This is a genomic window from Halomonas sp. AOP7-B1-5, assembly GCF_052353045.1.
GTDB lineage: Bacteria > Pseudomonadota > Gammaproteobacteria > Pseudomonadales > Halomonadaceae > Vreelandella > Vreelandella colorata.
The window spans coordinates 1-15,608 of record NZ_JBQTDC010000032.1 but is presented as its reverse complement, the minus strand read 5'-3'; the positions used below and the strand labels follow the sequence as shown (position 1 = coordinate 15,608).

Annotated in this window: 7 protein-coding genes; 1 reads left to right on the top strand and 6 read right to left on the bottom strand. The window is 55.7% G+C overall.

Going from position 1 to position 15,608, the window contains the following annotated elements:
- From ACT3XD_RS14775 to ACT3XD_RS14750, 6 genes are read right to left on the bottom strand one after another with little or no spacing between them, the layout of a single operon-like run.
- Positions 1-1,338, bottom strand: coding sequence for an aminotransferase class I/II-fold pyridoxal phosphate-dependent enzyme (locus ACT3XD_RS14775; RefSeq protein WP_192539582.1), 1,338 nt, complete (start codon positions 1,336-1,338; stop codon positions 1-3).
- A complete protein-coding gene (locus tag ACT3XD_RS14770; protein WP_192539581.1) occupies positions 1,335-8,708 on the bottom strand; it encodes a type I polyketide synthase in 7,374 nt (2,457 codons plus the stop codon). Before ACT3XD_RS14770 ends, ACT3XD_RS14775 begins: the two co-directional genes overlap by 4 nt.
- Positions 8,705-10,375 (bottom strand): LTA synthase family protein, encoded by a 1,671-nt coding sequence (locus ACT3XD_RS14765; protein WP_192539580.1) that lies wholly within the window; start codon positions 10,373-10,375, stop codon positions 8,705-8,707. The genes ACT3XD_RS14770 and ACT3XD_RS14765 overlap by 4 nt, the downstream gene beginning before the upstream one ends.
- 1 nt (position 10,376) lies before the next feature.
- Entirely contained in the window at positions 10,377-11,183 is an 807-nt protein-coding gene (locus ACT3XD_RS14760) for an SDR family NAD(P)-dependent oxidoreductase (protein ID WP_225736323.1), read from the bottom strand.
- Positions 11,180-12,415: a capsule biosynthesis protein gene (locus tag ACT3XD_RS14755; protein WP_192539579.1), complete on the bottom strand. Its 1,236-nt coding sequence runs from the start codon at positions 12,413-12,415 to the stop codon at positions 11,180-11,182. The genes ACT3XD_RS14760 and ACT3XD_RS14755 overlap by 4 nt, the downstream gene beginning before the upstream one ends.
- Before the next feature lies 1 nt (position 12,416).
- The gene (locus ACT3XD_RS14750; RefSeq protein ID WP_192539578.1) at positions 12,417-14,420 is read right to left on the bottom strand and encodes a capsular polysaccharide biosynthesis protein; all 2,004 of its coding nucleotides are present in this window, start codon (positions 14,418-14,420) and stop codon (positions 12,417-12,419) included.
- Between the two features lie 290 nt (positions 14,421-14,710).
- Between ACT3XD_RS14750 and ACT3XD_RS14745 the strand changes: the two genes are divergently transcribed.
- On the top strand, positions 14,711-15,608 hold an 898-nt coding region (locus ACT3XD_RS14745), incomplete at its 3' end, for a cache domain-containing protein (protein WP_444280600.1).

Here is a 15,608-nt window from a genome sequence, read left to right as displayed (position 1 = left end):
TTAGCTTTTGGCTTGGGCGAGCAGGGCGGCCAGGGCATCTAACGTTTGATCAATATGCTCCTGAGTGTGGGCATAGGATAGGAAAAACCGCAGTCGGGCACTCTTTTCAGGCACGGCCGGATGCAGGATCGGCTGCACGTTGATGTGGTATTGCTCAAGCAGCGTATGCGAAAGATGCGCCGCCAATGGCGAGCTGCCCACAATAATGGGCACTACGGCAGCACCTATGCTATGGCCGGTATCCATGCCGTGCTTTTGGGCTTGCTGCAGGAAATAGCGCGAAATCGTGTGAAGTTTTTCCACCCGCTCCGGCTCCTGCTGCATTAGCTCAAGCACTTTGATGGATGGCGCAGCCACTTGGGCAGGCATTCCCACGCTGTATAAAAAGCCCGGCGCAAAGTAGCGCAGCGTTTCTACCAGGGCTTTATTACCCGCAATATAACCGCCGCATCCGGAGAGCGTTTTGCTCATGGTGCCCATCCAGATATCTACATCACACGGGTCGATGGCAAAGTACTCGTGAAGCCCTAAGCCACTATCGCCCATAACGCCGAAAGAGTGCGCTTCATCGACCATCAGCCATACCTGATGGCGCTTTTTAAGCTCAATAAAGCGCGGCAGATCAGGGATGTCGCCATCCATGCTGTAAAGCCCTTCGATGACTACAATCACACGTTCAAACTGATGGCGATGGCGGCTAAGCAGCGCATCTAGCGCGTCGGGGTCGTTATGCGCAAACGACATCCGCTTGGCACCGGAAAGCTGCGCGCCGACCAATGAGCTGTTGTGAATATACTCATCGTGGAGCACGAGATCTTTAGGCCCCAGCAGATAGCCAAGCGTTGAAACGTTAGTGGCATGCCCGCTAACAAACGCAACCGCATCATCGACCTGGTAAGCCTTGGCGATGGCCTGTTCAAGCTCACGGTGAATCGGCCGTTCACCCGAGACTACCCGGCTGGCGGATACCGACGTGCCATAGCGAGCCACTGCATCGCTGGCCGCCTGGTTAACGCGTGGGTCGCCTGAATAGCCAAGGTAGTTGTAGCTGGCGAAGTTGATGCAGGGCTGCCCTTGAATAACGCTGGTTGCTCCGGCAACGCCTTCGTGCACTTTGAAGAAGGGGTCTTTCAACCCCAACTGTTCGGCGCCCTGGCGCAGCATGGCAAGCTGCTGATAGCCAGGGTGGGCATCAAATCGCGTAAAGCGCTCGGGCACCGGGCTTGAGGATGTGTCGTAGCCTGGAGAGGAGCTGGCAGCGTTGGTGGCGCGTGGCGTGTTGCGTTTACGTGCCTGTTCCAACAGCTGCCGTTTTAAATCAGAGCGCTTGGCGGTCATGGTGTCTCGGTCGTCGATGATGTTGAGGCAGGCTCAGAGAGCCCGTCAGCCCCGTGGCGAGCGGCGAGAGAGGCTAACGCATCTTGCGGTGCTTCTTCAACATCATCGTCATGCTGGTGGAGCTTTTTAATCAGCACACCGGCGAGCTTGTTAAGCGTTGAGGCTTCGCTGAGCACCATGACCGGCACCTGAACGCCCAGGCGGTTTTCGATTGCGGTCATCAGCTCAACGCCCATCAACGAGTCAAAGCCCATATCGTAGACCGAGCGATTAACGTCAATCTTCTCTTCTTCAATCAGCAGAATACTCGCAAGCTCTGCGCGAAGTAGCTCTGTCACCGTGGTGTGCAGTTCTTCCGGCGAAAGGTCGGCAAGCAGGGCGCTGATATCATCATCACTTTCATGACTGTTATCGTCATCACTGGCGCGGGCTATCTCGTTAAAGCGCGGCGCATTGGCCGTCGGCAAGAAGCGGGCCAGCGCTCCCCACTCAAGCTCCAGTACGCCAAGGCTTGGCCCGGGAGTTACCAGCATTTGCTCAAGCACGTTAAGCGCATCATCAGAGCGCAGGGCAGAACCGCCTAAGCGCTCTTGCAGCGCATCACGCGTACGCGTGTTGCGGGCCAGGAAGCCGACATCCTCAATCGCGCCCCAGCGTACGCAGGTCGCAGGAAGACCAACTGCCCGGCGGGCAGCTGCAAACGCTTCAAGCCAGTGGTTGGCGGCCACGTAATTGGCCTGGCCTGGGTTGCCGAAGAGCGTAGTCGCTGATGAGTAGAGGATAAAGAAATCCAACGGCTCGTCTCGTGTTAACGCATCCAGATGGCGGGCGCCTTCAATTTTGGGTGTTAATACCTTTTGAATACGCTCGGCATTCAGGTTGCGAATCAAGCCGTCGTCGATCACCGTGGCGGCGTGCACGATACCGCGCAGCGGGCCAAGCTCAGCGTTGGCACGTGTCAGGACGTTCGCCAGCGCATCGCGGTCGGTAATGTCGCAGGCAACTGCCATCACCTTGACGCCTTGGGCGTCGAATTCGGTGATAGCGGCTTGCGCTTCTTCACTGGAAGGGCCGCTGCGGCTAAGCAGAATTAGCTGGCGAGCGCCTTTACTGACCAGCCACTGAGCGGTTTTAAGACCGAACCCGCCCAGGCCACCGGTCACCAGGTAGCTGCCATCGCCGCTAAGGTTTAGCGTTTCACAGCCAAGCGCCTCGTTCTTGGGCGGCGCAATGGGCTGCTCGTAGGTAACGACGACTTTGCCGATCTGGCGCGCTTGCTGCATATAGCGGAAGGCATCGATCACCTGGCTATGGCTAAACGCGGTAAACGGTAGCGGGCTGAGCGTGCCGTCGTTAAACAGCGCCATCATTTCCCCAAACAAACGCTGGGTAAGGGCGGGCTGTACCTTCATCAACTGGTCAGAGTCGATACCGAAATAGCTTAAGTTATTGCGGAACGGGCGCAGGCCGATATGTGTATTTTCGTAGAAATCGCGTTTACCCAGTTCCAGGAATCGACCAAAAGGGCGCAGGGCGCGCAGGTTTTGGTTGATGGCTTCTCCGGCAAGCGAGTTCAGTACGATATCGACACCTTCACCTTGGGTATCTTCAAGGATCTCTTCAGCAAAGGTCAGCGAGCGTGAATCATAAAGGCGCTCAACGCCCATCAGGCGTAAAAAGTCACGCTTCTCTTCAGAACCTACCGTGGCGTAAATTTCCGCGCCAAGCCACTGGGCGATTTGCAGCGCGGCAATGCCTACGCCGCCCGCTGCACCATGGATCAGGACTTTTTCGCCCGGCTCCAGGCGTGCCAGGTGTTTTAGCGCGTAGTACACGGTAAAGAACGTAGTGGGGATGGTCGCGGCGGCAGCGTAGCTTACGCCTTCCGGCAGCGGCGCCACCGCGTGCTGGCTGGCAATCAGCCGGTCACTGAAGCTTGCCGGGCCAAAACCAACCACGGCTTGGCCTGGGGCTACGTGAGTGACGTTATCACCGACAGCGACGACTTCGCCGGAGAACTCAAGGCCGAGCGTCGGCCCGGCAAAACCGTTCTCGATCGCTTCATCAGACAGCAGGCCGAGGGTGTACATCACGTCACGGAAGTTAAGCCCCGTGGCTTTTACCTTGATTTCAACGTCATCGGCCTTGAGCGCGGGCAGCTCACGCGGACGCCACTGCAGCTGGCGCAACTGGCCGGGAAGAGCAAAGCCGAGGGTCATTGCCTGCCGCGCTGAGGTGCCGTCAACTACCTGTTGAGGCGCCGGTGCCGGCAAGGTGCGCAGACGGGTGGCAAAGCGCTCACCGTTAGCATTAATGACGACTTCGTTTTCGCTATCCGGCGCGGTCAACGACTCGACCCATGCACTTAGCGCAGCATCACTGACGTCGTCAGGGATATCCAGCAGGCTGGCGGTATGGCCAACGGCTTCATTGGCAAGCGAGCGGCCAAAGCCCCAGAATGCGGCATCATCAAACATGTGGGCTTGCGTGTGCTGCGACTGCCACAGCACGCTAACGCCTTGAGTGGTCAACCATAGCGTTGCCGAGGCAAGCCCAGCGGCTTCCAGAGCCAGGCTCCACTGCTGAGCACGGTGGCAGCGCAGCGTTTGCGCGGCGGTGCCGGTGTTGCCAAGGTCGCGCAGATCAATCACATTCAGCGTTTGGAGAGCTTCACCCCATTCATCCAGCGAATTTTGTAACAGTTCACTGGGCGAGCCGTCGCTTTGCTCAACGATCACGCTTGCCTGACGCGCGGTAAGCGCGTTGGCAAGGCGCGCCGCGAGCGCTTGGTTGGCGTCATCGGTCACGATTAGCTGGCAAGCTGCATTCGCGCTGCTTCCCGTTGCCTGTGCAGATGACGATTCGGGCATCTGGGCATGCAGCAGATACGCGCCGGTATCACTTTCTTCAAGCTCGATAGGGGCTGAAACGCTAAAGCCTTGGGCGCTTAGCCACTCGCTTACCGTGGCGGGTTCCAGAGCCGTTTGATCAATCCCCGGCGTGGCTAGCACATCGTCTAGCCAGCGGCTGGGGGCAACGCCCACCATCATGATATGTGCCCCAGGCGCTAGCTGCGCTGGTAGGGCTTCAATCAACTGATACGTGCGGGCAGGCTGGGTGGCATCCGCGCTGATAAAGGCTAGCTGGGCTTTTTCTGCGTTTGCTAACGTCGGTGGCGCATCATCCAACGACTGCACATCAATTAACGGGTAACGCTCTTGCAACTGCTCGGCCTGATGGCGTGCGCTGTCATGCGTGGTGATCACCCGATAGTGATGATTATCGGCTAGCGGTGAGCCGGCCAGCTGTTCCAGCAGGCGTTGCCCCAGCGCCGGTGCGCATGGGCCAGCTTCAAGCAGCTGTAAGCGCTCGCTTGCACCCAAGGCGCCAAGCGATGCTTCCATTAGGCTGCCCAGCTCGCTGGCAAGCACCTGCCAGCCGCTTTCGCCAACCAGCACGCGGTTAAGTCTTGCCAGGTGCTCTGTCGAAATACCCAGCGTATCTAGCTGGGTAGAGCCATTTTGCAGCGCCTGACGATGCAGGCCGAGCCGGCCTACCAGGTGAATCGGCGCAAAGTAGTCAGGGTAGTCCTGTACCAGCAGTTGCCAGATCGTTTCAGGCGGCAGGGCTTCGTCGTTACCCTCGACGGTAAAGCCTTGCTGGGCAAATGCTTCGCTGAGGCTATCCAGTAATGGGGCGACTTCCTGAGCATAACGCTGGCCGGTATGCGTCGCGTAACGATCGCCCAGCCCCGCCAGGCGGCTTAATGCCTCGGCAGGCAGGGGAAGCGGCGAAGCGCTAAGCGGCGCTGGCGTCAGCTCAACATCCAGGTAGCTAAGCTGCTGGTGGTGAGCGCGGTTCAGGCGTATCGCCTTGAAGCGTGTCTGGCTCAGCACGGCAACGGCGTTACCTGCCGCGTCATAAAGTTCGAAGTCAGCGGTAAACGAGTGGGGTGCACGTTTGCCCATCACAGCACGGGCCAGTACCGGCGTGCCGGCCTGGGTATTGACCTGTATACGGCCTACTCGAACGGGAACAAATGCAAGCTGGGCGGCAAATTCGCTGTGCTGTGCCAGCAGCGGAATAAACATCTGGAAAGCACTATCCAGAATGCCTGGGTGCACGTGAAGCGTCGATAGCTGTGCCTGAACGTCGCTGGATAAGTCGATAGCACCGATCACGGCGTTATCTTCGATCCAACCGTGGCTGATCGCCTGGAACGCAGGGCCGTAATGCAGGCCGATGCGCTCAGCCAGGTGTAAGTGATCCGCCAGGGTGTAATCCGGCGCGCGCGTAGGCAGTGCTGGCGCTTGGCGATTGAGCAGAAAGCCGCGGCTTTCGTGCATGTTGCGTGCTACTGCGTTCAACTGCCACTCAACGCCGGTGGCCGGCTCGCGGGAGTGAATGGCGATGCGCCCGTCATCCGGGTTAAGCGATAAGCGCAAGGTGCGGCCATTGGGGCCGTCCAGCAGCAACGGTGCGCGAATTTCCAGCTCTTCGATATCTAAAAGCGGGGTATCTTTCTGCTGCAGCGCGGCGGCCAGAGTTAACTCAACAAAGCCTGCCCCTGGGAATACCGCGCCTTCACCCACTACATGGTCGGCAAGCCAGGGCTGGCGTTTGGTATCCAGCTGGCTTTCCCAGGTGTGTTCTTGCTGTGCCAGCGGATAACCCAGCAGCGGATGCTGGTAGTAGCGGGAAAGCAGGCCTTGGCCGTCTTCGGTGCTGTTGACCCAATGGCGTGTGCGCTGCCATGTGTAGCGCGGCAGTAATACGCGCTGGCCTTCCACGGGGAAGATATGGCGTATATCAAACGTTAGCCCGCTCAATAGCAGCTGGCTAACGCTTTGCTGAAGTTTTTCAAGGCCGGGTTTGTGACGCTCGATCGTGCCAATCACCAGCCCGTTACGCTCTTGCTGGCGCAGTGACTCATTAAGATAGCGACGCAGGATGGGGTGAGCGCCAATCTCTACAAAAACGTTATAACCCTGTTTAATCAGCGCGGTCGCGGCGTGATCGAATAGGACCGGTTCGCGGATATTTTCCCACCAATAGGTAGCACCTAAGGCGCTACCTTGGCTGAGTTCGCCAGTGACGGTTGAGTAATAGGGGAGCTGCGTCTCACGTGGCGTAATCGTGCTTAATGCATCAATCACGCCACTTTGAATACTGTCCATGGCCGGGCTATGGAAGGCATAATCCAAAGGCAGGCGTTTGGCAAAGGTGCTTTGCTCGCTTAAGGCTGCCTCAAGCGCGGTTAATTGGTCGTTCTCACCGGCCAGCGTAATCCCTTTAGGGCTGTTAATACCTGCCAGACACACCTGATTGAATTCTGGTTTGGCAAGCAAGGGGGCAATGTCCTCAGCGCTCATGGCAACCGCGGTCATGCCACCCATGCCCCGGGTTTTGCCTTGATAGAAGCTGCGGTAATAGATCACTTTTACCGCGTCTTCAAGGCTTAACGCGCCCGATGCCCAGGCGGCGGCGACTTCACCCACGCTGTGTCCAAATACCGCTGTCGGCAGGACGCCTTGCGCTTTAAGCCATTCGGTTAACGCTACCTGCAGCGCAAAAAGAGCGGGCTGGGCAATTTCGGTAAGCTCGAAGCGGTTCTCACCGTTTTGACCGGTAAGCTCGGCGCGTAGTGAAAAATCGCCGTACTGCTGGAACAGAGCATCTACACGATCAATTGCCTCGGCAAATACCGGGGCCGACTCGAGCAGGTCACGGCCCATGGTTTCCCATTGGCAGCCGTTGCCGTCATACACAAACACAGGCCCGCGGGCATTGGTTAGCCGCTCCAGGGTGGTGACGCTTGTGGTCTCCCCCTCGGCGTATTGGTTTAGCGCCGCGGCGGCCTCTTCTGGCGTTTTAGCAAAGCAGAGCGCACCAAATGCGTGCTGTTCACGATGATGGAATAGCGTATGGGCAATATCGTAAAACGCATTGCTGCCATCATTAGCGCTGTCTTGATTATGGCTGGCGGTAAAGTGCGCCGCGAGATTCTGGGCCGTCGCGGTAAGCGCTTCCTGGCTTTTGGCACTTAGCCGAATAGGCACGGCGTGGGCGGGCGCTTGGCTGGGCGCTGGTAATTTTTCAGGCGCACTTTCCAGAATGACGTGGGCGTTAGCGCCGCCAAAGCCAAACGAGTTAATCCCGATCACCAGGCGACCCTCTTTTTTCAGGGGCTGGGCTTTGGTGACGACGTGCAGGTTCCATTCATCAAATTTAATGCGCGGATTAAGCTTACGAATACCGATGGTGGCGGGCACTTCGCGGTGCTGCAAACTGTAAAGTGCTTTGGCAAGACCGGCTACCCCTGACGCGGTTTCCAGGTGACCGACGTTGCTTTTAATAGAGCCAATCGGGAGCGGCGTTTGACGATATTTGCCCAAGGCTTCGCCAATGGCGCGAGTTTCTATCGGATCACCCACGGCGGTGCCCGTGCCGTGAGCTTCCAGGTAGTCGATCTCATCGGGCGCAATCCCTGCCTGCGCGTAGGCACGGCGCATCAGGTCGATCTGGGCGGTAGGGTTGGGCACCGTGATGCCCGATTTATGGCCATCGGTATTAACTGCCGAGCCCGCCACTACTGCCAAAATATTGTCGCCGTCAGCGATGGCTTGGTCGTAGTCTTTGAGCAGGAAAAGCCCGGCGCCTTCAGAGCGTACGTAGCCGTTGCCCGCTTCATCGAACACCTGGCAGCGACCGGTCGGCGACAGCATGCTCGCCTTGGAGAAAATAATAAAACCGTACGGGTGAAGGTGAAGGCTAATGCCGCCGGCCAGCGCCATGTTGGTTTCACCGCTGCGAATAGACTGGCAGGCCTGGTGAAATGCGACCATGGATGATGAGCAAGCCGTATCCAACGACATGCTGGGGCCATGCAGGTCAAACACGTAAGACAGACGGTTTGAGGCAATGCTGGATGTGTTGCCCGTGGCGGTCGAGGCATCGATGGCCGCCATGTCATCGGCCATACGGTACGAGTAATCAAGGCTGGCAACGCCTAGGAACACTCCACACTGGCTGCCACGCAGGCTGCTTGGCACGATGCCAGCGCTTTCCATGGTTTCCCAGGCGAGCTCTAGCAGCATGCGCTGCTGAGGGTCCATATTGGCCGCTTCGCGGGGCGAAATACCAAAGAACTCAGCATCGAATCCACTAATATCACCAAGGCTACCCGCGGCAAACGTGACGCTGGTGCCGGGATGGCGTTTGTCCGGGTGCCAGAAGGCGTCATGGCTCCAGCGGTCAGGCGCCACTTGGGTAACTAAATCTTTCTCGGCTTGCAGGTCCTGCCAGAACGTTTCAGGGGTGGTGCCGGGGAAACGATGGGCGGCGCCGATAATGGCAACGCGTTTAGTCATTCTTGCTCCTGAGGTTCTGGTTCTGCCTTGATTACATCGCTACTTATACCGCGTCCAAACGCTTGTTTAAATAGCTGGACGCCAAGTTCGCTGGCTTCCAGCGCGTACGGCTCATGCTGGTGTTGCGCTGTATCGCATGATCGTACCTGAGACTGACTGGGCAATTCCGTTGACCATATCATGTACGGGGTATGACCTTTAGGCGGTGAAAAGTATTCATACGCTGCCGGTAGAATCGGCACATGATCGCCATACCAGCCTAGCAGCCCCGGCCTTTTAGCCTCATTCAGGGCGGTTTTGACATTGGCCAGCATTTTGTCGGCCTCGCCCAAATGGCGCAAATACACAGATAAATCGCGCATGTGCGTGGGCAGTGGCCAGGGCGCTGTGGGCAGCGTAGCCGCTAAACTTTCTTGCTGAGGCGCTTCCAAGTGTAGCGGGCCATGGTTTTCCATGGTAATGACGAATACAAAAAACGGTCTATTATCGCTATCTTCAAGCAGTCGTCCAACCTTTCGTGCCACGGCTAAGTCGCCAATGTACTGGCCTTGCTTATCGCTGCTCTCAAAACTGCTGATATCGATGAACTGATCAAACCCTAAGAGGGGGATCACTTTATGACGCATATAGAAGCTGGCGGGGTAGGGGTGAATACATACCGTACGGTAACCCGCTGCCTGAAACGTGCTCGCAAGGCTGGGAAGTGGATGACGTGACAGCGTGCGATAGGGGTTAAATTGGCGCGGCCCCCAGGCGCTGGGTGAAAGCCCGGTGAGTACCGCGCATTCCGTGCGCACGGTATTGGCGCCCCAGGCAGGCACACTTAGCTCCCCATGCTCTAGGGCTTGCTTACGCGTCGCATCAAAATGCGTTAACAAGCTGCCGCTGACATCTGCATACCAGGGGCGCGGATCAAAAAACGATTCGCTTTGCACCAACACGACATTGGGCCGTGCTTCTGATGAAGCATCGCCGTGTAACGGTGTGCGGTGGTCTTCTTTCAGATGATGGGCTAACTGATAAAACGGCGATTGTTCCGGTGCGGGCGCGGAGGAGCGCATTAACGCAACGCCGTAGGCCCAAAGGCTTGCGAATAGCCCCAGACGGTTCATGTCATCAACAGGGTTCAGCGTAATTGGCGCAAGCGCTCGCCAACCCAGCGTAATCAGCAGCACGCCTGACACGCTTATCAGCAAGCAGTGGGTAATAAAACGCTGCCCGCCCCAGCGCGATACTAGCGAAGGCTCCCAATACACAAACGCCCCAATAGCTGCCGCTCCCGCACCAATCGCGGCAATGGCAAGGCCAGTACCAAAAAAAGGTACATAAAGGCGGGGATGAAGAATAGCATCCCAGAAGTATTCAAAATCGTGGCAAATAAACGGTTCGTTCAGCGTGCGTGATTTGGTATTGCTGGATTGAACGACGACAAGCTGTAGTGAAAGAATAAAAATTACCGCAAACCAGGGGCGCTGAAGCACTAAAACAAATACGCCAAACAGCAATAGCCAACTGCCCAGGTGCACGCTGTTGGCCGCCAAGCCGCGCCGCCAAAGCGGTTGAGGGCGCGGGCTAAGCAGCGCTTCAAAAACGATCGTTCCAAGCAGGCCTGTTAATAGAGGCCATAGTAGCTGAAATAGTAGCTGAATAGACAGTGAGGTGGTCATCTTAGCCACCCCCTGAGTGGTCAATATGATCAAAGCCCAGACGTTTGATCAGCCACTGGGAAACCCCAGCAGGAAGTACCGCCAGCCACCAGGTGCCGAAATTAAGCGGGAAAGGGAAGCTAATGCGCGCCCGGTTAGCATCGATCGCGCGTTTGATTACCTTGGCTGCCCGCTCCGGTGGCCATTCGAACGGCTTGGGGCCGGGCATGGCGTTGCACATGGGTGACGTTACATAGCCAGGCATTATCACGGTCACACCGATGCCGTGAGGGGCCAGCAGGCCGCGCAGGCCTTCGCCGTAGGCTTTAATGCCTGCTTTGCTGGCGCTATACGTCGGTGTGGAAGGCAGGCCGTGCCACCCGGCAAGCGAACTGATAAACACCAGCTGACCGCTGCCCCGCGCCTGCATCGCGGGCACCAAATGCTGAGCCATGGCGATTGGCGTTTTGAGGTTTATATCCAATAGGGCCTGCACATCGTCCCAGGGTTCCAGCGACCCTGATACTTGGGGATGGGTGTTTTTACCCGCGTTGGCTATCACGATATCCGGCAGGTGCTCTGCACAAAGGGCATGAAGCCACTGCGCGAGCGCTGCCTCATCAGTAAGATTGACCGAGGCAGTGGTTACTTGTGCACCCTGTTCGCGGCAGGTGTCGGCTAGAGCCAAGAGTGCCTCTTGCTGCCGGCCATGCAGCACTAAATGGGTGTGCTGGTTGGCGTAGGCTTTTGCCAGCGCACCGCCAATGGCGCCCGTCGCCCCGGTAATCAATACGCAGCGCTGGGCGCCGGATGTTGACGCGATGCTCAAAGTAATTTCTCCAGCGGCGATGGGCAGGCTTCCAGTATGTGGGCTGCATTGTTGACCGCGAGGTCAATGCTGGGCTGGCAGTAGAAACCGCCGTTGACCTGTACGGTATGCATCACCGTGTTGCGGAAGTAGTTAAAAAGCTCCTGACTTGGCTTGGGCGGCTGATTCCAAAACTCATTCAGACTTCCTTCATAGGTAAGCCCGGCGAGGTTGTAGATCGGGTCGCTCAGCGCGAAGGTGGGGCACTGCTTCTCCAGAGAAACAAACCCGACGGTGCTGTTAACCGTTACGGTACCCAAGGCATGTTTGATAAGCGTGTCTAAATTACCTGACTCCAAATAGACGATGCGCTCTTGCAGGCCGTAAAACTGGGCCAATTGTTTAATGATGTTGGCATAGTTCACCAGCCCCATATCCAGCGGATGGTTTTTTATGCACAGCAGCGCATCGCCAGGCGCATGCTCGGCAAACGACCCCATTACATGATCCATCACTTCCTGCATATTGGCATAAGGCGAGTGGTCACGAATCTGGGCATCCGTATTTAGCTGAAGCGGCAATATAAAGTAAGGCTTGGCGCTTTCAATCAACGTTTTAATACGCTGGGCGTCGCGCTTTTTCCACTGCTTCAACAGCGTAAAACGCTTGATGTAACCAGCGTACTCGACTGGCGCCGTAATGGGCGCATGGTTACGATAATGCGGCGCCACCAACGGGTTGGCTAACCCCGCCAGATGATAGGCAACATCGTGCATGGCGCGAATCTTAAACGATGAACGAAAGCGCACGGGTGGGGGCATTTCAGGCAGCGCTTTACCCGTTTCATAGAACCACGTGGGGTCACGGGGTAAAAGCGAATGCCCGTTAACACCATCGCGCTCAAGCGTTACCCAGAAAGGGCGAAAATAGCCCTCTTCAAATACATGCGTGCGCACTCCAGCCTTTTGGGCATTATCAACCGCAGGCCGGTGAATAGGCCGACGGTCGCCAAACATTACCTGATCAGTGATCGCGTAGCGCTGCCAGAGTGATTCAATATAGGCCGGCAGTTCACTTAATGGGTCGCGAAATAAATGGTTTTCACTATGCGTCCGTTGCCAGTAAGCAATATCGCCTGCGTTGAAGTTGACCTTAACCACGCGGTGGCCGTCGTCAGAAAGCCTACGTGCCAAACGCTGATAGAAGGGCGAGCAGACCCCTTGTAAGAATAAGAATGCGCGCTTTTGCTTCAACTCAATGTCTTCCAATCAATAAATTACGGTAAAGCCGGTAGAGACGCTGCTTCCATGTCAGCGTCGGCTGGTATGTTCTTGCCTGTTCTAAAAGACTAACGACGGTTTCCGCATTGCAAAGCTGGCGGCTTAACGGGTCTACATAGCCCGGGTAGAGAATTAACGTGCCTGCTACCAGCGCATCGAGCGATAAACGGCGTGAACGGCGCTCGCAACGCATGGCATCCTGCGTTAATCCCCAGCCAGCGTAAAAAGGCATGCCATAGGTTACGACCTCGCGGTGGCGTAATAGTGCCTCAAATCCGGTTAATGAACTCATGGTGTGAACCGCATCGACGCGCTCTAATAGTGTCGCGATATCCATATGGCTGGCATCTAAATCATACAGGCGTTGGGTATCGGGTTCGAGTGCCCCTATGCGCGCGCCACTTATCACATCAGGGTGTGCTTTATAGATGATGTAGGCGTCAGGGTTGGCCGCGCGAACCGCTTTTAAAAGCGCATTATTAGTACGTATTTGAGGCGAGCCCATGGCGATGGAGGCGTCACTTTCGACTTGGCCCGGTACCAAAATCATCCGCTTATTGTACGGCAAATCGATAGAGCTGTGCCCGCGGACGTTGTATTTGGAAAGCTTTAACGCCACCAAGCGCTCTCGCAGCTGCGCTGCTCGTTCAAGCAGATCATCGCTAAACGCTGTGTGCTGGAGTAGTGTTTCCAGGTCACTTGGCTGGTTCGGGTCGTAATAAATGCCCTGGGCGTCAATCACTAGCGAAAGTGGCTGGGTAAGATCCACGCCCAAACCCACTGAGCGAATGAAACCATCCTCGATTCGCCATATGTGGGGCATTAGCGCTGCGTGCTGCTGCTCGAATTTTGGGTCAATACGGCTGGACCACACTAAAAGTTTTTGTGCAGGCGGCTTATTGGGCAGCGCCGCTTGATAGGTAAGCTGCGCCGCGCCTCCCATAAAATGATGAATAAAACGCCGCTTCCAGGATGAAAAGCCGCACGCCAGCCACTCGCCGCACAGCCGCTCCTGCTGGCGTTTTTGATCAGCAATTAGTGCGATGGTGTCTTCTAATGTAGAGGGCTTAAGCGTGTAGGGGTTGGCGTAGCGCGTATAGCGTAAATAGGCTGCCGCAAACACTTCATTTAGCGACCGCTGTTTACGTCGTCGTGAGCAGGGAACTTGGTCTTGGGTTAATCCCCAACTGGCATAGAAGGGCAAACCAAAACAGTGAACGCGTTTGCCCGCCAGCAAAGCTTCAAACCCCAGTTGGCTGGTAACCACATACACCGTATCCACCTGATCAAATAGCGCCCAGGGGTTAACATCTTCACTAATCAAGCGACAGCGCGGATGGTTTTGTGCGTTTAACAGGTGCCCTTGTTTTTTACCGGCAATGACGTCTGGGTGTATTTTGACCAGAATTTCAGCGTCTGGATGGTCGTTCAACGCGGCTTCCAGCATGCGCTCGAAACTTTCTGCACTTGCACCGCCAAATTCAATCGAGGCATCACCTGCGGTTTGGTCAACTACCAACACCCTCGCCAGGGGCGAGTAGTCTATAGTAATGTCCGGTGCATGATTGTATTTTGAAAGGCGATAGCGGGAGAGCTGCTTGATACATCGCTCGGCATGATGAATTTCATCTGATGTAAACGAAGCGGTATTTAGCCAGTTTTCGAGATCCGAGGGCCGTGAGGCATCATAATAAATGCCGGTATGGTCAACCACTACGCTATGCGCTTGAAAGCCGGCCACGCCAAGGCCAAGCGAGCGTAAAAAGCCGTCTTCCAGGGCGATATAAGGTAGCCGGTGACGTTTGGCATAACGCCTGGCAGCAAGGCTTGTCGGTTTTAGGCCCCAGCCAATGACGGCATCAGGCTTTTTTTGAAATGATCGTAGGCGTGAGAAGTGGCTAAATTCAGACAGCAGAGCGGGAAGCGTGTCTATTTTACCAATGCCTGCTGATGTGTAACCTGCCGTGCTTTTCGCCATGAGAGGATCGTCGTTAGTAACGGGATAATAAGCTAGGCGAGCGAACATACGTGAAACCGGCGCGCTTATCAATTGAGCGCAGTAAGTACTTACTAATTTTTACCAAATAGCACAAATAATCGAATAGTTTAAAAATAATAGAATTAACTTTGTTTTAATCAACGCGCACAATAATGATGTTTTTGGTAATTTAGTATTAACTCGAATAATGAGTGGTGTGCAAGTACAGGGAAGTATTCAAAAAAGGATAATAGGTGCTCTTGTCTTACCCATTAAAGAAAATACGTTCTTTGAGGACGCTGAAAGGTCGGCTACTGCTGGGACTTTCAGGAACCTTATTGTTGCTGGTTGCACTGCTGTTGGGTTTGGCATGGCAGGTGGGTAAAACCCTGGTGCTTGAAACCAATATGGCTCACTTGCGCTACGAAGCACGGCTCTTGGCAGATGAGGTCACTCAGCAAGTTGAGTTACGCATTGATGCACTGCAGCGTCTAGACCGAATTATTGGCTATAGCGATGATCCCGAATGGCTAAGTTACGAGCTGCGCCACAACGATACCATGATGGCCTGGTTTGATGGCATTGTGGTGATTGGTAGAGATGGGCGCGTTATTGCTGACTGGCCAAGTGTTGTGGGACGCGTAGGGCTTGATACGTCTGATACCGAGTTTTTCAAAATGGTGCGTGGAACGCGGCAGCCGCACATGAGTGAGCCTTTTACAGGTCGAGCCAGCAATGCACCTATGGTATTGGTGAGCGTGCCGCGTATTAATGATAGCGGCGAGTTCGTGGGCATGGTGGGTGGTGTGCTCAGTCTTGATTCAGGCGGGCTGTTTAGCCGTTTGGCGAAAGTGCGTCTAGGTGAGCAAGGCTATGCCGGTGTGGCGACTGCTTCTGGAACCATACTGTATCACCCGGAGGTCACCCTGATTAATACTGAAATAGCGGTTCCCGCGGCTAACCCTTTATTGGATCAGGCGCTTGACGGTTGGCAGGGGGATGGCGTTGGTGAGTTGTTTAGCGGGCAAATAGGTTTACAGGCCTATACGCAGGTATGGCCCGCAAACTGGATTATTGGCCTTTTTTTACCCAATGAGCAGGCGCAGCTACCGCTATCTGGGTTTATTCATAAGCTAGGATGGATGTGGCTATCGCTGGCCATTCTGATGATGCCAATACTGTGGTTTT